The sequence below is a fragment of the Cellvibrio sp. PSBB006 genome (assembly GCF_002162135.1).
Lineage (GTDB): Bacteria > Pseudomonadota > Gammaproteobacteria > Pseudomonadales > Cellvibrionaceae > Cellvibrio.
On record NZ_CP021382.1, the window covers coordinates 3,557,978 to 3,575,834 of the forward strand.

The following is a 17,857-nucleotide window of genomic DNA, read 5'->3' on the forward strand; positions in this document are numbered from 1 at the left end:
ATCAGTGACGGATATTGGCCTGCGCAACAATGCGCAGGTATTCGATAAAACCGGGATGGTCGTGTTCAGGAAATAAATACTTGCGCAGGATAAATTCTCCGATAAACAACACACCCACCAAACCGTAGTTGATGACATTGGTAAACCAGGACCAGACGTCCGGTTGCTCAAGCCAGGGCAGGATTATCGACCAGAGCATCATCACCAGAAAAACGCCGCACCAGAACTGCGTGATGCGCCGGGTGTAGCGCCGCATGGCCGGTGACAGTGGCCCGCGCGATGCCTCGCCGATGGCGGTGATCAGCGCTTCCTGTCCGGGCAGCAGCGTGCGGCCAAAGACAAACAGCAATAATAAAGGTAATAAAATCGGCGGCAGGTAAAGCACGTAAAGTGTGATATTCAAAAAACCAAAACCCAGTGCGATCAGGCAGACACACATCAGCACCAGCCACGCGGTTTTATTGCCGCGTTGCAAGCCTTTGAACAACAGGCCGCAGGCAAAACAGATAATGGCAGCCACTTGCAGTTGCGGTACATCTGTCACCACGGAGAGATGTACCAGCAGGGGATAAAGGATGATCAGCGCGAGTGGCATATCCCGGCAGGAACGATCAGCTGCGCTGACTATTGATGTAGGTGCACAGCGAGCGCAGGCTGAAAAAGATCGCCTTGTTATTTTCGTCGTCGGCCTTTAATTGCACCTTGTAATGCTTGGCCACCGCGAGGGAAATCTCCAGTGCGTCGATGGAGTCCAGCCCCAGGCTGTCGGGCTTACTTGGGTCAAACAAGGGCGCTTCCGGGTTGATTTCTTCTGCGCTGATGTCTTCCAGATCCAGCGCGCTCACCAGCACCTTGGCCAGTTCATATTCCTGTTCGGTTTGCGTAATCATTTACTCGTCCTGTTAATTGGGCTTGATGCCGCTGTATTCACTGAAGATGCCTAACACCACATCGCGCTTGACGTCTTCCAGGCCGGTTTTTTGCAGGGCAGCCACGATGGTTTCCGGCGGAACACATTGTTCGATAGTGTCCCAGTAATAGCGCATCAATACTTTGGTATCGGCACTGCGGCGGAAGATGCGCGCCAGATTGGGGATGATGCCTTTGAGATAGACCTTGAGGAAGAAAGTCCCCAGTTTGCCGCGTGGGCGGGTAATCTCCAGTAGCAGAATCTTGCCGCCCGGTTTAAGGACGCGTTGGTATTCGGCAAAGGCCGCGCCCAGGTCGGCGACATGGCGCAGGGCGTAGCCCATGGTGACGTAATCAAAGGTATTGTCGGCAAACGGCAGCGCTTCACCCAAACCCTGGGACGCTTGCTTCACCCCCAGCTTGACTGCCTGGGTCAGCATGCCTTTACTCGGATCAAGAGCAACCACCTGGCCGTCATCACCGACGATCTGTTGCGCCAGCCAGGACACCACACCGGTGCCGGCGCCCACATCCAGAACTTTATCGCCGCTGGTGAGGCCCGCCCGTTGCAACGCCTGGCGACGATACCAACGACCCGAGCCGAAGCTCATGACATCGGTGACCCAGTCGTAGTGTTCGGCAGAGGAGTCGAACATGTTGTCCACGCGTTTACGGCGCTCTTCTTCTTTATTGTAATAATCCTGCAGCACCGGATGCGGTGCGATACGGTTCTGGTCGCCGCTCGACATGGCAGTTCTACCCCTGAAGTTGAAACCCGCGTACTTTACGGGAGCACCGCAGGCTAGGCAAGGCGATATTTCAGTCGGGTGTGGCGCAATTTTCATTGTTATCAACATGGCTTCCGCCAGGGTTTCTGCCTATAATCCGCGCACATTTGCGGGTCATTCGGACAAATTTGCGAGGTTTTGCAGTGCAAGCGAGCGGGTTTTATTGTGGCTACCAGTCGGGTGAGGCGCCGGTTATTGTGGCTGGTCCCGGTTGTCTGGCGACCGTGATCTTTGATGGACAATGCCGGGCGCCCGCCCAGGCCGGTCTCATCAGTACTGGTTTGCGCCTGCTGGAACCCGCCGGCATCCGTGAAACCCTCGTCACAACCGATGCCTGCGTCTCGGATTACAGCGACAATCTCTACTGGGCCCAGAGTGACGAGCTGCTATTGCTGGCGGTCTGGGTAGATGAAGGTGGTGACGAAAGTCTGGAGCGGTTGACCGAACAAGCCTACAGCCGCCTGTTGAGTACAATGCAGGAACGCGGTTATTCCTACATGGTGCGGGTGTGGAATTACCTTGCCGATATCAATGCTTTCGAGCAGCAGGAAGAGCGCTACCGCCAGTTTTGTGTAGGACGTTTCGATGCCTTTGCCCGTCACGGTGTGCAGGACAAGGATTTTCCCTCCGCCTGCGCCTTGGGTCACAGCGGCGGTGACCTGGTGATTTACCTGCTGGCGAGCAAGCACCCCCCGGTTCATTTTGAAAATCCCCAACAGGTTAGCGCCTACCATTATCCCGAGGAATACGGTCCGCGCAGTCCATCCTTTGCCCGTGCCAGTCTGCTGACACTGGCTGACGGCACCGACAAGCTGTTTGTCTCCGGCACCGCCAGCGTGGTGGGCCACATGACCCGTCACCCCGGGGATGTTCAGGGCCAGCTGGCGGTGACCCTGCATAACGTCGACTCCTTGCTCGCCCATGTACTGGCGAGCCAGTCGCGCGGCAGCGAAGATCGGCTGGCGGTTGAGGTGCTGAAGATCTACCTGCGCCACCCGGCGGATCTGGCTGTGGTGAAAGCCGGGGTGTTACAACATTTCGGTGATGTACCTATGGTCTTTGTGGCGGCGGATGTCTGTCGCAGTGACCTTTTACTGGAGATCGACGGTCTGTGGCGACTGACGCGCTGAGCAAATCGTCGACGCCCTGGCAGCGCCTGCGCCGTTCGCGCAGTTGGCGCTTGCCGGCCACAGCGCTGGGGTTTGGCCTATTCGGCGGCGGCGCGGTGGTGTTATCCCTGAGTCTTTTCCCTCTGCTTTACCTGCTGCCGTTCAAGCAAAAACACCGCTGGACGCGCTTGCTGATCGCCGGTGTGTTCCGTTTTTATCTGCGTCTGCTGCGCTGGTTGGGCCTGGCTACCTATGAGCTGCATCACATCGAACGTTTGCGTGTCCCCGGCCAGTTGATCATCGCCAATCATCCTTCCTTACTGGATGTGGTTTTTATCATCGCCTACACCGGGGACACCAGTTGCGTCGTCAAGGGAAGTTTGTGGCGCAATCCGTTTACCGCCATTGCCGTGCGCGCGGCCAACTACATCAGTAACACGCGGGACGATCTGTTCGCGGCGTGCGTGGACAACTTGCGCCAGGGGCAATCGCTGATCATTTTTCCGGAAGGGACGCGCTCGCAACCCGGTGAACCGCTGCGCTTTCATCGCGGGCCATCCAATGTGGCGCTGAGTGCTGGTGTGCCGATTACGCCCGTGGTGATTCGTTGTGAACCGGCGGCATTGCTCAAGCGCCAGAAGTGGTATGCGATCCCCGCTAATCCGCCGCACTTTACCGTCGCTGTTGAGGAACCAATGGCGGTGGCGCCGTACCGGGAGGGGTGCCTGCAAAGCGCAGCGGCACGACATCTAACACGCGATCTGGTGACCTTTTTCAGCGCCCGCCGCTAGCCCGAAACGACCGTGTTTTGTAGGCAAAGTTCAGATCCCTCTGTTAAACTGCCAGCATCTTGCCGTTTGCGCTTCAAGCCCCGTTTTGTGGGGGTGCAACGTGGTTTTTACCGACTTTAATCAACCCGTTACAAAAGGCCCGTTGCGCTTTTTGATGGAATGTTCAGTATGTATTCAAAAGAAAAAATATACGGTTTCCTCCAGGAAACCCTGGTCTCGCTGTTCGAGATCGAACCTGCTGCTATTACCCCCGACGCAAATCTCTATGAAGATCTGGATATCGACAGCATTGATGCCGTTGACCTCACCGTAAAACTGAAAGAGTTTACCGGCCGGCGTATCCAGCCTTCGGATTTCAAACAGGTCCGCACCGTACAGGACGTGGTGGATGCGGTGTATGAGCTACTCAATAAACCTGAGGTGCCTGACGCCGAGACTGAGCAAGGCTGATCAATGGCGGTACTTGCTGAGAAAACCTCTGGCCCTGCGCACCTGCCCTACGTGGTCAGTGCCCGTGTAGCCGGTTTGCGTGCCGACCTGCAGTTGCAGGTCGATGCAAACCTGGGTTGCTTTGAGGGGCACTTCCCCGGTTTCCCGATCCTGCCGGGGGTTGTACAGATCGACTGGGCAGTGGCTTGCGCGCGGGATTTCCTCGCCTTGTTACAGCCGGTCAAAACCCTGGACCGCCTTAAATTTACCAACCCGATTCAGCCGGGAATGCGCCTTGAACTCACCATAGAAATGGATGAGTCCGGCGATTGTGCCCTCTTTCGCTACCACGCCGGCGACACGGTCTTCTCCGTCGGGCGCCTGAATTATGTCTGAGTCGGCCTTCCGTCCCTGCGCCATTATTCCCGTCTACAACCATCAACAACGTATTGGCGCTGTGGTGGCTCGTCTGCTTGAACACCAGCTCGATTGCGTATTGGTCGATGATGGCAGCGAGCCGGGATGCGCCGCCGTGCTGGCTGACATCGCGCAGCAACATGCCGGTGTCACCTTGTTACGGTTACCGGTGAACAGCGGTAAAGGCGCTGCCGTTTGTTTCGGCCTGCGCCACGCTTATGAGGCGGGCTACACCCACGCCCTGCAAGTCGATGCCGACGGCCAGCACGACCTCAATGATGTCCCGCTGTTTTTAACCGGCGGACGCGAACACCCCACCGCCGTCATCAGCGGTTGGCGCAGCTACGACCAGATGCCGCCAGCGCGCCGTCGCGGACGCAAACTCACCGACTTCTGGGTCTGTGTTAACAGCCTGTCGCGCCAACTCAAAGATTCCATGTGTGGCTACCGTTTGTATCCGCTGGCCGCCACCATGCAACTCTTACTAAAACACCGCATCGGCGCACGCATGGATTTCGATACCGACATCCTCGTGCGTTTGTATTGGCAGGGCGTGCCGGTGAAAAATATTCCCACGCACATTGTCTATCAGGATGATATCGCCTCCCACTTCGATATCCTGCGCGACAACCTGCGCATCGCCTGGATGCACACCCGGTTGTTCCTCGGCATGCTGCGCCGTTTTCCGCGGTTGGTCATGCGCAACCCTCACGAGTAATCTTGCGTAGGAAACGGATTATGTACGCTACCGAAACCGACATCCTGGTGCCCTTTCACGATGTGGATTCCCTGCGCGTGGTGTGGCACGGCCATTATGTGAAGTACCTTGAGATAGCGCGCTGCGAATTTCTTGATTCTCTGGGCTATAGCTACGCCGCGATGGAAGAAACCGGTTATGCCTGGCCGGTGATTGATATGCGCTTGAAGTATGTGAAGCCGTTGCATTTTGGCCAGCGGGTTCGTGTGCGTTGTACTTTGCGGGAATGGGAGTATCGGTTGAAGCTGGATTATTTGATCAGTGATGCGAAGACGGGTGAGCGGTTGACGAAGGCGTATACGATTCAGGTGGCGGTGGATCAACAGACGGGTGTGATGTGTTTTGAGTCGCCTGGGGTGTTGCGTGAGCGATTGGAGGCGGTGATTGGGAGATTGCCGGATTTTTGATGGTGCCAATAGCGGGACGGCCAGTGTAGCCGCTAAACCGACCGGTCTTGGCTAGAACCCCTATCAATTCGCCATAGGTTGTGCGATGACCAAAATTAATAAGATTATTTTTTTCTCGCTAGGTTTTTTTTTCCATTATTAGCGATGTTGCATTCGCCAACAGCGAAGAAAATGCGATACAAAACGTTGTTCAACAACTCAACTCAGCAACCGTCATCCACGGAAAATTCGAGCAACAAAAACAACTGCAAGGTCTCGACTACCCGCTTACCTCATCCGGCCACTTTATCTTCTGGAAAGAGAAAGGGCTCTACCTCGCCAGCGACACACCCTTCTTCAACGCCAGCACCATCACGCTCGACAATATCATCCACTGGCAGGAAAACGGCACGGGCAGTATCTCGGAAGAACAAAGCGGATTGATTCAGCGCGAGATCAGCCGCACTTTACTCGCGTTTTTCAGTGCTGACGTAGCATTGATTGAAGAACGGTTTACCACGGAATGGCAATTTGACGGCAAGAATTGGCAGCTGTTACTGACGCCGCGTCATGACATGGTGCGTAAGCAAATGCGCAGCGCCGAGTTGCGCGGTGAAGACTATATTGAATCCCTGCGTATCGTCGGTGAAAATGGTGATGTGACACAATTGAATTTTACCGACATCAACAGCAGTGATTCACCCACGCCAGAACAATGCCGCTGGTTTTATCTCGATGATGTAGCAACGCATTGCGCAGCCGCGCCTTGAGCGCAGGGTAAATAACAGCATGGTTACCACGCGCAGTATTCGACATTCCCTCTTCGTTACCCTGTTTGCACTGGTCAGTGTGTTTGCCGGTGTATTGTTGGTGCAACAGCTACATCGCGGTCTGGTGCTGGAGACGGATCTGCAGGCGTTATTTCCCCGCGATGAAGACAGCCACCTGATCAATCGTGCCAGTGATCGGTTGACCGAAGAATTCGGCAATCAACTTTTATTGGCGGTGAGCGCTGATGAACGTGAGCAGGCCTTGCAGGCGGCGGATATCTTGCAGCAGGCAATTGTCGACAGCGGTTTTATGCAGGCGCAGCAGGATGAGCAATTGGAATCGCTTGCCGAGCAGCAAGCATTGTTGCAGGAACATCGCTTTCATTTGTTGGCTGATACACAGCGAGATTGGCTGCAACAGAATAATCAACAGGCGTTAGTGCGTCGCGCGCAGCAAGCATTATTCGGATTTTCTGCCGGTGCGGTCTTGTCGCCCGCGCAGGACCCTATGGCGTTGTTCGGCGATTATGTGCAGCGCTTGCAACCTTATGTTCCCGGTGAAATTGTTGACGACCGTTTGTTGATCGCCACGGATAAAAAAATACTGGTCATCATCTCGGCCAGCTTGCAAGGCGATGCCTTTAATCTCGCGATTCACGACCAATTATCGCACTGGCTGACAACACTTAACGAAACATTTACGGCAAATTCGAAAACTGCCGGCGTCAATCTCTTGATGTCCGGTGCGGTGTTCCATGCGGCAGAAGCATCGGCCAGCGCGCAGCGCGAAGTCACTATTATCAGTCTCGGTTCGACGCTGGGTATTTTATTGTTGTTTTTGCTGAGCTTTCGCCGCATCAAGCCGCTGCTATTCAGTTTTGCTTCGGTGATGTATGGCAGCGCGGTGGCGTTGGCAATCAATCATTGGCTGTTCAATGAGTTGCATTTGATGACGCTGGTGTTCGGTGCGAGTTTGATCGGCGTGGCTATTGATTATGCGTTGCATTATTTGTGTAAACATCAACAACTATCCTTGTCGCCGCACAATCTTGCACGTGAGTCGGTATTGCAGCGTTTGCTGCCGGCGTTGAGCCTGGGCTTGCTGACGTCGCTACTCGGTTACAGTTGCCTATTGCAAGCGGAGTTACCGGGTCTCCGGCAGATCGCCAGTTTTTCATTGGTCGGTCTGGCATCGGCCTGGTTATTTGTGGTTGCGGTTTTTCCTCTGGTTTTTCGTGCAGCCTTGCCGCAACCCTCACCGGTTGTTCAGCAAATGGCGAGCTGGTCCTGGCGTGCCTTGCCGGCCTTAAACAAAACACAGCGATGGATTGTCGGTACGATTTTACTGGTGGGGCTGGCGTTGCTGTTGATCCAATTGCGCCTTGGTAGCGACCTGCGTTTACTCTATCAGCCGTCGCCGGATTTGTTGCAGTCGGAAAAAACACTGCAGCAGAGTTTGCAGGGGTTTGCGCCCAATCAATATTTTTTGGTGCGCGCGGCGACGCCGGAAGCGGTGCTGCAAAAAGAAGAACAATTCCGTCGCGAACAGTTGGCGCCATTGCTGGCAAAAAATGCGCTGCGTGGTTACGCAGCGACAAGCCTTATCGTGCCCTCGCGTGAACAACAACAGACCTTTTATCAGTTACAGGAATCGCTTTACGGCGAACAGGGGCTGGCGACAGATTTTATGGCTCGCGCTGGCTTTGATGCCGAGGCGGTTCAGCGTCTGCAGCAGGCATTCCGCTCGGCCAAAGGCCAATGGCTTGATGTCCCGGCCTGGCTGGCGGTGGCGCGCCCTGATCAGCGCTTGCTATGGTTGGGTGAGGTAGATGGGGCTTATGCCAGCGTCATCGCGCTGCGCGGTGTTGCCGATGTGCAGGCACTGGCGGCTGCGGCACAGCAGGTGGAAGGCGTGATATGGGTGGATCGGGTGGCAGATATGTCGCGTATTCTCAAACACCTGCAACGCTCAGCCATGTTGTTGTTGGCGCTGGCTTACCTTGCGGTGGTGGGGTTGATGTGGCTGAGCTTCCGCCGTGTGCAGGCCACGCTCTTGGTATTGGTACCCCTGGCGGCGACGGCTATTACGCTGGCGCTACTCACCGCCTGCGACGTGGCTATTAACCTGTTCCACGTATTTGGCTGTTATTTAATTCTGGGACTGGGGATGGATTACAGCATCTTTGCCTATCAATCCGGAGCCAGTGATGAAAGCTGCCGTCGCGCAATCCTGCTGTCGGCGCTGACCAGCGGCCTGTCTTTCGGATTGCTCGCGCTCAGTTCGACGCCTATGGTGAGTGCATTCGGCATCACATTGTTGTTGGGCAGTCTGTGCAATCTGCTGCTCGCGCCGTTATTGAGTCGTCTGCGTCCGGGATCGGAGGCTGAATCGTGATCAAGACAAGCAAGTTGTGCCAACTGATGTTATTGCTGCTGGCGATGGGCGGCTGCGCCTTGTGGGGCACGCCGCGCTTTCCTCTGTTGGTGATGAATAGCGAGTACTCACAATTGGTGGCGCAACAGCAATGGCTTGTCCATCAGCACGACAAGGATTATCGCTTACAGGTTGTGGTACAGATCAATGATGCCCGTTGGACCCTGGTGTTTATGGACAGCCTTGGTCAGCGTCTGGCGACCTTGGTACAGGATCAGGCGGGTCTTGATGTGCAAGTCCATAAATCCCACCCGCTTGATGGGCGTTGGACCGAGCTGGCGCAGAGCCTGCAATTTGCCTATTGGCCGCTGGCGGACTTGCGACAACAAGGCATTGAGGGCTGGACTTTCACGGCCGCCCAAGGGGTTCGACAGGTGTACTTTTCTGGTATATTGGCCGGCCATGTTGCTTATTTAGATGACAACCCATGGCAAGGGACCGTGCGCTACGCTAATAATAAAAGCGACCTTCGGTTGGTGATTCAGAGTCGCCAATTGCGCTCACAAAAGAGATAGCCCAAAAGCCAAAAGAAGACAGTCCCAAAAAGAAGCCCGTTATGAATACATCACCGCTCTTTGAGTCCGTAGAGGATCTGGTGCTCCATCGCCCGCCTTTGCTGCTGTTGCAGTCCGTCTCCCACTGGGATGTCGGCCATGTCGAAGCCATTGCCGATCCGGTGGATTCCTACCTGTTCGCCGATGGGGAGGGCAAGATCCCTGCTTGGGTAGGGCTGGAATATATGGCCCAAGCCATCAGCGCCTATGCCGGCATTATTGCGCGTCAAAACGGTGAAGAGCCGAGCATTGGTTTTCTCTTGGGAACCCGCCGTTACGATACCCATGTAGACAGCTTTACCCCTGGCCAACAGCTGCGGGTCAATGTGCGCGAAGTCTTTCGCGATGAAAATAATTTGGTGTTGTTTGACTGTGATATCCACGCCGGTGAGGATTTACTCGCCAGCGCCCAGGTCAAGGCCATCCAACCCAAAGGCACCATTCAGATAAAACCGGACGAGACAGTCAAGGAGTTGTAATGACGCCGAAGCGTGTATTAGTGACCGGTTCCAGCCGTGGAATCGGCCGTGCCATTGCCGTTCGCCTGGGGGCGGATGGCTACCATGTAGTGATCCACTGCCGCAGCCAGCGCGAGCAGGCTGAATCAGTCAAAGTCCTTATCGAACAAGCTGGCGGCAGCGCCGATATCCTGCAATTTGATGTGGCTGATCGCTGTCTGGCCAGTGCCGCCCTCGAAGCGGATATGGAGCAGAACGGTGCCTACTATGGCGTGGTCTGCAATGCCGGTATCGCCCGCGATAACGCCTTTCCCGCCATGAGTGGTGAAGATTGGGATGCGGTCATCCACACCAATCTGGATGCCTTTTACAACGTTTTGAATCCGGTGATCATGCCAATGGTCCGCCGCCGCGCGCCGGGGCGGATTGTCACGCTTTCGTCGGTGTCCGGCCTGATGGGCAATCGCGGGCAAGTCAATTACAGCGCCGCCAAGGCCGGGATTATCGGGGCCACCAAGGCCCTGGCCGTCGAACTGGCCAAGCGCAACATCACCGTCAACTGCGTCGCCCCCGGCTTGATCAACACCGAGATGCTCGATGAAGCACCAGTGGAGGAGGCGCTCAAGATGATCCCCATGCGCCGTGCGGGCGAGCCGGAGGAAGTGGCCTCGCTGGTGAGTTATCTGTTATCTGATCAGGCCGGTTACATCACCCGCCAGGTTATCTCTGTCAATGGCGGGATGTTGTAAATGAGACGAGTGGTTGTGACGGGGATGGGTGTTTTAACCTCCCTGGGTGATAACTGGCAGGATTTTTCTGCCGCCCTCAAAGCGGGTGTCAGTGGCATCAAACACATGCCGGATTGGGAGACTTATAAGGATCTCAATACGCACCTCGCCGGCCCTATCGAAGACTTCACGGTGCCGGCACATTACCCGCGCAAGAAAATCCGCTCCATGGGCCGGGTGTCCCTGTTGGCTACCCGCGCCACCGAAGTGGCCTTGCAGGATGCGGGGTTACTGGATGATCCGATTCTCCAGAGCGGCGCCGTGGGCGTTTCCTACGGTTCCTCCACCGGCAGTACCGACGCCACCCGCGATTTCGCCGTAATGTTGGACCGCCGGGATATCGGCGGCGCCACGGCCACCACCTATATCCGCATGATGGGGCACACTTCACCGGTGAATGTGGGCGTCTTCTTCGGCTTGAAGGGCCGGGTTATCACCACGTCCTCCGCCTGTACCTCCGGCAGCCAGGGCATCGGCTACGCCTATGAGGCGATCAAATACGGCAAGCAAACCTTGATGGTGGCTGGCGGCGGTGAAGAGCTTTGCCCGTCGGAAGCTGCGGTGTTCGATACCCTCTACGCCACCAGTACCAAAAACAGTACCCCGACGCTTACGCCGAGCCCGTTTGATAAAGACCGCGATGGCCTGGTAATCGGCGAAGGTGCAGGCACATTGATTCTGGAAGAGCTGGAGCACGCGCAGGCGCGCGGCGCGCGGATCTATGCGGAACTGGTCGGTTTCGGCACTAACTCCGACGGCGGTCATATCACCCAGCCGGACGCGAATACCATGAATATCGCCATGGCGCTGGCCTTGCAGGATGCGGGTCTGGATACTTCCGCGATTGGCTACATCAACGCTCACGGCACGGCGACAGATCGCGGTGATATTGCCGAGAGTCGCGCCACCGAAAAACTGTTTGGCTCACGCGTGCCCATCAGCACCCTCAAGGGCAATATCGGCCACACCCTCGGCGCCTGTGGTGCCCTGGAGGCTTGGGCCAGTATCCAGATGATGAACGAAGGCTGGTTCGCCCCCACGCTTAACCTGCACAATCCCGACCCGGAATGTGGTCAATTGGATTACATCATGGGCGTGCCGCGTGCGTTGCAATGCGAATACATCATGAGCAACAACTTTGCTTTTGGCGGGATCAATACCTCTTTGATTTTTAAACGCTGGCAATAATTAAAACGGCCACCACTGGGTAGGGATTTCCTGTTTGCGCAAGAGCGCGGCGATATCCATGCTCACTGCCACACCGGCGTGGACCAACACGCCGCCCCAGATGGAGCGTGATTGCAGCGCTAGGATTCCCAGGAATAATCCAAACAGGATGGCTCCTGTCGCCTCCAGCCAGAGCTTGGGAAAGTGGATCATCAGATAAGGCACACACATCACCCACACCGCGTTGGCGCCCATCGCCGGGCGCAGGGCCTGCAAGATAAACCCGCGAAAGAAAAATTCCAGGAACACAAACTGGCTGAGATACAAGAGTTCCCAGGCCAGCAGGTCAAACCAGCTGCGACCGGCCAGTTTGTAAAAGGGATAGTGATTGACAAAATCCTCGCCGAAACTCACCAGCACCACGAATATCAGAATCGGACTTAATAACAGTAAATAGCCTCGCCAGTGCTGCGCCGTATCATTGAGGCGCCAACCAAAGTCGCGCATGCGCTGTTTGAAACACAGGCGAATCACCAGCCAGGGCAGCAAGACAAAACCAATCAGATGGCAACCGGTCCACCACACATAGCCGAACAGGTGATACCAGTTGGAGGATTGCCAGCGCTGTGCCAATTCGCTGCCAATAACCGTGGGAATGTTGCTGGAAAATTTGGCGTAGTGGATAAACAACAGCGCCACCGCGACACAGGCCAGCGTAATAAAAACCCGACGCAGGCTTTGTCGCCGATCAAGGCTGTAAGAGTTACCGGAGTCATCAATCTTATCAAGTGCTTGCAAAATACGGTGGGGGTGCAGTGACTGAACAAAGCGCATATTGGTTTTCCGTTGCCTGACTGAGCGATGATAAAGGTGCCATTAAAACGAATTTCGGGTGAATTGTCGCCCGCTGCCGTGAGCCCGCTACACATTCATTCAAACTGGTCCATACTTAACGTCTATCTCTGGCATTGAGATAGGCTCAGGTAGCATAAAAACAATGATGGGCTGGATAGATACCTTTCTATGGATAAGCAAAGATTTTATAAAACAATCTTGGGCATTATCTTGCTGGCGGCATTGAATCCCGTTGTATATGCCTGTTCTGATCGGGTGGGTAGCGACGGAATACCGCAATTGGTTGTCCCGCAGGAACCAACGGCGAGTTGGGAAAAAGAAAGTTACTTCACCGGCTTGCTGCGCCTGATCCTCGCCGAAACAGCGCTGGAATATGGTCCCTGTAATGTGGTGGCCACAGATAATATATTGACACGCATGCGCAGTGTGGCATTGATCAATAATTTCGGAATCGATTTATTCTGGGCGACGACCAGCATCGAACGTGAGACGCTGTTGCGTCCGGTACGAGTTCCCTTACTGAAAGGGCTGATGGGTTACAAAATTTTCCTGATTAACCCGGCAGACCAGCCGCGCTTTTCCCGGATTACCACTCTCACAGAATTACAGGCGTTGCGCGCCGGTGTCGGTGCGGATTGGCCGGACAATAAAATACTGCGCGCCAACGGCATAGAAACGATCAGCTCCAGTAATTACGAGGCCCTGTTCAGGATGCTGGCCGCTAAACGTTTTGATTTTTTCCCGCGCGGTGCCAGTGAAGTCTGGAGTGAATACCGCAATCATCCGGAGGTCACCCTGCACATTGAAGAAGATCTTGTGTTGGTCTACCCTGCTCCGGTTTATTTCTTTGTCAATATCGATAATGCATCGCTGGAACAACGCCTTGAAAAAGGTTTACATAAGATTATGGCAAACGGAAAATTTGATGAATATTTTTTCAAACATCCGATCATTATCGATGCGATCAAACGTGTGCGTATTCATGAGCGGCGCAAGATATATCTGACCAATCCTTTGTTGCCACGTACGGTGCCTTTGCATCAGCGGGATTACTGGTTGTATTCCTGGAGTGAACATTAATAATCAACATTCTTTGCGTGACTGTCGATGAAATTCCTGAAGCCATCACTGGCAATATTGGTGATCTTTGCATGTCTTGCCGGGCAAGTGCATGCCTGCGTCAATCGTATAACCGATGATCCGACGGCCATTCCGCGGTTGATTCTACCCAAAGCCAAGCCCAGCAGCTGGGAACAGGAAAGTTATTACCACGATTTGTTACGCCTGATTCTTGAGCGTACCGAAGCTGAATTTGGCCCCTGCGAGATAGAACAAACCGAACATATGTTGACGCGCATGCGCAGTGCAGCACTGATCAGTCGCGACCAGGGTGTCGATCTGTTGTGGGGTACTACTACCATTGAGCGCGAAGCATTGCTGCGCCCGATTCGCATTCCTTTGTTGAAAGGCTTGATGGGACACAAAACCTTTTTAATCCACGCCGATGATCAACCCTTGTTTTCACAGGTCAAAGGGCTCGACGATTTGCAAACCTTGCGTGCTGGTCAGGGTGCCGATTGGCCGGATGTGGAAATTTTTTTGCGCAATAAGATTCAGGTTGTCAACAGTGCCAACTATGAAGCCTTATACAAGATGCTGGCTGCCAAACGGTTTGACTTTTTTCCGCGCGGCTCTAACCAAATTCTGTCGGAGTTGCGTCATAACAGTGATAAAAATATCGTTGTAGAGCGTGACCTGGTATTAGTTTATCCCGCACCCTTATACTTTTTTGTCAAAAAAGATAATGAGGTCTTGGCCAGGCGTATTGAAACCGGTCTGCGTTCGATGATGCGCGATGGCTCTTATGACCGCTATTTTTATCGCCACCCGTTGATCATGGATGCCATCATCAACCTGCGCTTGCAGGATCGACGCGAAATCCATATTTATAATCCTTTATTGCCGCCAGGCACACCGCGCGAATTGCCGGAAGACTGGATGAAAAAAGTGAAGCAATACAACCCGGAATTATTTCAATAAGCCTTAGCGTGGATCGTTATTTTTAAAGGGAAGGTGTTCCCGTGCAGCGGACAGATAATGCGTGACGCTATGACGCTCTTCTGCCAGAAATCGATTGATGGCAGGGCGAAAATCTTCTGTCGCAACCCAGTGGTTAGACCAGGTGGCGACGGGTTCAAAGCCCCGTTGAATCTTGTGCTCGCCCTGGGCTCCGCCATCAAACCGCTGCAAACCCTGTGCGATGGAAAAATCAATGCCTTGGTAGTAGCAGGTTTCGAAATGTAAAAAATCAAATTCTTCCCGGCATCCCCAATAGCGACCATAAAGTGTTGAACTGTCATACAGGTAAAGTGCAGCCGCGACGGGTGAGCCCTGGTGTCGGGCGATAATCAACAAGGTATGTTCCGGCAAATTTTTTCCCAGTAAATGAAAAAAATCACGCTGCAAATAACCACCGTGTCCGCTGCGTTTCAGGTAGGTCAGTTGATACAACTCGGCAAAGAAATTCCAATCGGCTGCGGTAATGGCTGCACCCTGTTTCCACTCAAACGTAAAACCCTGTTCCTGCACATGACGTCTTTCTTTAAGAATATTTTTACGCTTGCGCGATGACATCCGCGCGAGAAAGTCGGAAAAGTTTTTATAGTCATTATTAAACCAATGAAATTGGCAGCCCAGGCGCGGTCTTATACCCATATCGCTCAATTGGTCTTTTAACTCTTCAACCGGAAACAGGCAGTGCCAGCTGGAAAATCCCTGTTGCACAATATGCTGTTGCAGGTGCTCGACAAGGCCAGGAAGTACAGCGCGGGTTGTCGTGTGTTGGTTCACTAACAGACGCGTTCCATAGCAAGGCGTAAATGGAATGGCAGAGACTACTTTCGGATAGTAGGCAAACCCGTAACGCTGCCAGGCATCGGCCCAGGCCCAGTCAAACACATATTCACCATAAGAATGGTGCTTGATAAATAATGGCAACGCCGCCATGACAATACCCTGATCACGCATTATCAGATGATGGGGCTGCCAACCGCGCGCCAAGGTGGTGCTGTTACTGTCTTCCAGTGCGGCAAAGAATTCATGACGAATAAAGGGATAATCTGTGGCGCAAAGCGCATTCCATTCCGTCGCGCTAACAGCATGGATCGAAGAGATAAAGTCGATGTGCATAACCGGTGCACTCACTGCGTATTGAACTAATGGACAGGTTTCAATGCACCGACAATAACACAACTCAATCACCCGCGTAGTGTAAGGAGCCTTTATTGAAGTCGCTGCCTGAATCTGTGCTGACGCCACAGCCACCACAAAATCTTTCCGCCGTCTTGTTGGCGTTTGCGGCGAGTCTCGATCGGGAGCGCATTCAGTGGGGTGAGTTGGATCAGCTGTTGGGTGATCGCTCATTCGGCTTTTTACTGCTGCTGTTCGCACTGCCCAATTCCATTCCATTTGTCGGTATTCCCGGCGTATCGACGGTAACGGGCATTGTGTTAATTGTTATTGCGCTACAGATGATCGCCGGTTTGCGCCGGTTGTATTTACCGGCGTCAATACAACAGCGCTCCTTTAGTGGCAAAGGCTTCAAAAAGTTAATTCAACGAGCGGCACCCTGGCTGGCAAAACTGGAACGAGGGTTAAAGCCGCGATGGCCCTGGCTAACGTCGCCGCGCGCGGAGCGCTGGTTGGGAGGTGTGTGTTTACTGTTGGCGTTGTTGTTGATCCTGCCGATTCCGTTCGGTAATTTTTTCCCTGGTTTTGCCGTGGTGTTATTGGCTTTGGGTTTGATCGAGAAGGACGGGGTATTTATCGCTGCCGGTTTGGCGATGACGATCATCAGTGTCATCGCCCTCGGTGGTCTGGTGTGGACCATCATCACCGGCGCGCTCTTGTTTTTACAGCAGCTTGCCGGTTAGTGGGTCTTGGCATCGGCGCGCAAGAGCTGCGGCGTTAATTCAGATTGGCGGTGCTGCTCATACAAGTTGACGAAATTCAGGATCACGTCGCGCGCCAGTCGGGTTTCGGAATTGGTGAGAAACACCATGCCGATTTGCAGCTCGCGGTTGAACACCATCTCGGCGCGATAGCCCTGTACCCAGCCACCGTGGTGGACAAAGTTTTTATGGGCGCCGAAGTCGAATACCCGCCAGCCCAAGCCGTAGTAGGTATTGATGATGTTTTTTTGCACACCGTAATGGGAACGGGCCACTGATGTCTTGATGACCTTGGCCTGCATATCATCAAGCGTGGTCGTGGGTAGTACATCCGGGCGTTGGCCCAGGTGCGCGAGCATCCAGGACGCCATATCGCGAATACTGGCGTTGGCACCGGCGGCAGGTGCAACCTTGTAGTAATTGGTGTTGATCTTGACGTTCTTCCACTGGCCTCTGCGCCATACGTGGGGCTGCGCATAGTTACGGTTCTGCTCAAGGGCCTCCAGGCCAAAAGACGCACTGTTCATGCCCAGCGGCCGAAACAGGTTGTCGACCACAAAATCCTCATAATTCTTGCCGCTCTTGGCGTAGATGATGTCGCCAATCAAGCTGAACACCACGTTCTGGTAGCCGTAACAGCGATGGGGTGGACAGGTAAAATCCAGCGTGCCCAGGCGTTTGACCGCTTCTTCGTAAGGCACACGCGCTTCAATCAAATTGGTATAGGCATGGGCCGGCAGGCCGGTGGTGTGGGCGAGGATATCGCGCACGGTGATCAGTTTGCCGTATTGGGCATTTTTAAAACTGACATTACTCAAGGTGCTGGCAACCGGGCTGTCCCACAGCAGTTTGTTTTCCTGCACCAGCAGTCCGGCGGCGGCAGACGCGATGGTCTTGGATACAGACGCCAGGCGAAATACGGTGTCCGGCGTAACCGGGTCATGGGTGCCCACCTTCCTCACGCCGTAACCGTTCATGACCTGTACCTTGCCATCAGCGACGACCAACAGCGCCGCTCCGGGCACACTGGGTGCGACCGTCTGGGCAATGTATTGCTCGAATTCCGTGATGTATGCCGGTGTGGTGCTGGCTGGCGTCGATAATTGGGCCAGGGCTTCGGCAATCATGGGTGGCAATGTATCGTATCGATCATTGTCCGCGAGATTGGCGCCGGGAAGCTCGAAGGCGTGAAGTGTAAGCGGGGTCAGCGTCAGTAAGCTGGAGGCGATAAAGGTTTTCAGCCGTTGGAAGTACATCGTGTTTAACATAGGATTTCAGGATCAATATATAAAAGA

The 17,857-nt window shown here is 54.2% G+C and carries 21 protein-coding genes; 15 read left to right on the plus strand and 6 right to left on the minus strand.

Annotated elements, in window-relative coordinates; translation table 11 throughout:
- Nucleotide 1: 1 nt before the first annotated feature.
- The 3 genes from CBR65_RS14690 to CBR65_RS14700 are packed head-to-tail and all read right to left on the minus strand — an operon-like array spanning nt 2 to nt 1,658.
- Nucleotides 2-595 (minus strand): hypothetical protein, encoded by a 594-nt coding sequence (locus tag CBR65_RS14690; protein ID WP_087467558.1) that lies wholly within the window; start codon nt 593-595, stop codon nt 2-4.
- 16 nt (nt 596-611) lie between these two features.
- Entirely contained in the window at nt 612-890 is a 279-nt protein-coding gene (locus CBR65_RS14695) for a phosphopantetheine-binding protein (protein ID WP_087467559.1), read from the minus strand.
- A 12-nt stretch (nt 891-902) separates the two neighbouring features.
- Nucleotides 903-1,658, minus strand: coding sequence for a class I SAM-dependent methyltransferase (locus CBR65_RS14700; RefSeq protein WP_087467560.1), 756 nt, complete (start codon nt 1,656-1,658; stop codon nt 903-905).
- A gap of 182 nt (nt 1,659-1,840) precedes the next feature.
- Between CBR65_RS14700 and CBR65_RS22140 the strand changes: the two genes are divergently transcribed.
- From CBR65_RS22140 to CBR65_RS14765, 12 genes are all read left to right on the plus strand, one after another.
- A complete protein-coding gene (locus CBR65_RS22140; protein ID WP_157672088.1) occupies nt 1,841-2,827 on the plus strand; it encodes a hypothetical protein in 987 nt (328 codons plus the stop codon).
- Nucleotides 2,809-3,597, plus strand: coding sequence for a 1-acyl-sn-glycerol-3-phosphate acyltransferase (locus CBR65_RS14715; protein WP_087467563.1), 789 nt, complete (start codon nt 2,809-2,811; stop codon nt 3,595-3,597). Before CBR65_RS22140 ends, CBR65_RS14715 begins: the two co-directional genes overlap by 19 nt.
- Before the next feature lie 168 nt (nt 3,598-3,765).
- Nucleotides 3,766-4,047 carry an acyl carrier protein gene (locus tag CBR65_RS14720; protein WP_087467564.1) on the plus strand — a complete coding sequence of 94 codons (282 nt, stop codon included), beginning with the start codon at nt 3,766-3,768 and terminating at the stop codon, nt 4,045-4,047.
- Nucleotides 4,048-4,050: 3 nt separating this feature from the next.
- Nucleotides 4,051-4,422: a hypothetical protein gene (locus tag CBR65_RS14725; RefSeq protein ID WP_087467565.1), complete on the plus strand. Its 372-nt coding sequence runs from the start codon at nt 4,051-4,053 to the stop codon at nt 4,420-4,422.
- Nucleotides 4,415-5,161, plus strand: coding sequence for a glycosyltransferase family 2 protein (locus tag CBR65_RS14730; protein WP_087467566.1), 747 nt, complete (start codon nt 4,415-4,417; stop codon nt 5,159-5,161). Before CBR65_RS14725 ends, CBR65_RS14730 begins: the two co-directional genes overlap by 8 nt.
- 20 nt (nt 5,162-5,181) lie before the next feature.
- Nucleotides 5,182-5,607 carry a thioesterase family protein gene (locus CBR65_RS14735; protein WP_087467567.1) on the plus strand — a complete coding sequence of 142 codons (426 nt, stop codon included), beginning with the start codon at nt 5,182-5,184 and terminating at the stop codon, nt 5,605-5,607.
- A 176-nt stretch (nt 5,608-5,783) separates the two neighbouring features.
- On the plus strand, nt 5,784-6,356 hold the full coding sequence (locus CBR65_RS22515; RefSeq protein WP_255377182.1) for an outer membrane lipoprotein carrier protein LolA: 573 nt from the start codon (nt 5,784-5,786) through the stop codon (nt 6,354-6,356).
- A 19-nt stretch (nt 6,357-6,375) separates the two neighbouring features.
- Nucleotides 6,376-8,751 carry an MMPL family transporter gene (locus CBR65_RS14745; RefSeq protein WP_087467569.1) on the plus strand — a complete coding sequence of 792 codons (2,376 nt, stop codon included), beginning with the start codon at nt 6,376-6,378 and terminating at the stop codon, nt 8,749-8,751.
- Nucleotides 8,748-9,305: a DUF3261 domain-containing protein gene (locus tag CBR65_RS14750; protein WP_087467570.1), complete on the plus strand. Its 558-nt coding sequence runs from the start codon at nt 8,748-8,750 to the stop codon at nt 9,303-9,305. Before CBR65_RS14745 ends, CBR65_RS14750 begins: the two co-directional genes overlap by 4 nt.
- Before the next feature lie 41 nt (nt 9,306-9,346).
- Nucleotides 9,347-9,823: a hypothetical protein gene (locus tag CBR65_RS14755; RefSeq protein WP_087467571.1), complete on the plus strand. Its 477-nt coding sequence runs from the start codon at nt 9,347-9,349 to the stop codon at nt 9,821-9,823.
- A complete protein-coding gene (locus CBR65_RS14760; RefSeq protein WP_087467572.1) occupies nt 9,823-10,551 on the plus strand; it encodes a 3-ketoacyl-ACP reductase FabG2 in 729 nt (242 codons plus the stop codon). Before CBR65_RS14755 ends, CBR65_RS14760 begins: the two co-directional genes overlap by 1 nt.
- On the plus strand, nt 10,552-11,778 hold the full coding sequence (locus CBR65_RS14765) for a beta-ketoacyl-ACP synthase (protein WP_087467573.1): 1,227 nt from the start codon (nt 10,552-10,554) through the stop codon (nt 11,776-11,778).
- Here CBR65_RS14765 and CBR65_RS14770 read toward each other — a convergent pair whose 3' ends face one another.
- Entirely contained in the window at nt 11,779-12,591 is an 813-nt protein-coding gene (locus CBR65_RS14770; RefSeq protein ID WP_157672089.1) for a CPBP family intramembrane glutamic endopeptidase, read from the minus strand. It lies immediately after the preceding gene.
- Nucleotides 12,592-12,780: 189 nt separating this feature from the next.
- Between CBR65_RS14770 and CBR65_RS14775 the strand changes: the two genes are divergently transcribed.
- Both CBR65_RS14775 and CBR65_RS14780 read left to right on the plus strand, forming a co-directional pair.
- Nucleotides 12,781-13,692 (plus strand): transporter substrate-binding domain-containing protein, encoded by a 912-nt coding sequence (locus CBR65_RS14775; protein WP_087467574.1) that lies wholly within the window; start codon nt 12,781-12,783, stop codon nt 13,690-13,692.
- A 27-nt stretch (nt 13,693-13,719) separates the two neighbouring features.
- Nucleotides 13,720-14,652, plus strand: coding sequence for an ABC transporter substrate-binding protein (locus CBR65_RS14780; RefSeq protein WP_087467575.1), 933 nt, complete (start codon nt 13,720-13,722; stop codon nt 14,650-14,652).
- 3 nt (nt 14,653-14,655) lie between these two features.
- Here the strand turns inward: CBR65_RS14780 and CBR65_RS14785 are convergent, their stop codons facing one another.
- A complete protein-coding gene (locus CBR65_RS14785; RefSeq protein WP_087467576.1) occupies nt 14,656-15,801 on the minus strand; it encodes a GNAT family N-acetyltransferase in 1,146 nt (381 codons plus the stop codon).
- Nucleotides 15,802-15,896: 95 nt separating this feature from the next.
- Between CBR65_RS14785 and CBR65_RS14790 the strand changes: the two genes are divergently transcribed.
- Nucleotides 15,897-16,544, plus strand: coding sequence for an exopolysaccharide biosynthesis protein (locus tag CBR65_RS14790; RefSeq protein ID WP_232461203.1), 648 nt, complete (start codon nt 15,897-15,899; stop codon nt 16,542-16,544).
- On the opposite strand, the gene CBR65_RS14795 is transcribed toward CBR65_RS14790, so the two are convergent.
- Nucleotides 16,541-17,830 carry a serine hydrolase gene (locus tag CBR65_RS14795; protein ID WP_087467577.1) on the minus strand — a complete coding sequence of 430 codons (1,290 nt, stop codon included), beginning with the start codon at nt 17,828-17,830 and terminating at the stop codon, nt 16,541-16,543. The genes CBR65_RS14790 and CBR65_RS14795 overlap by 4 nt on opposite strands.
- Nucleotides 17,831-17,857 lie beyond the last annotated feature (27 nt).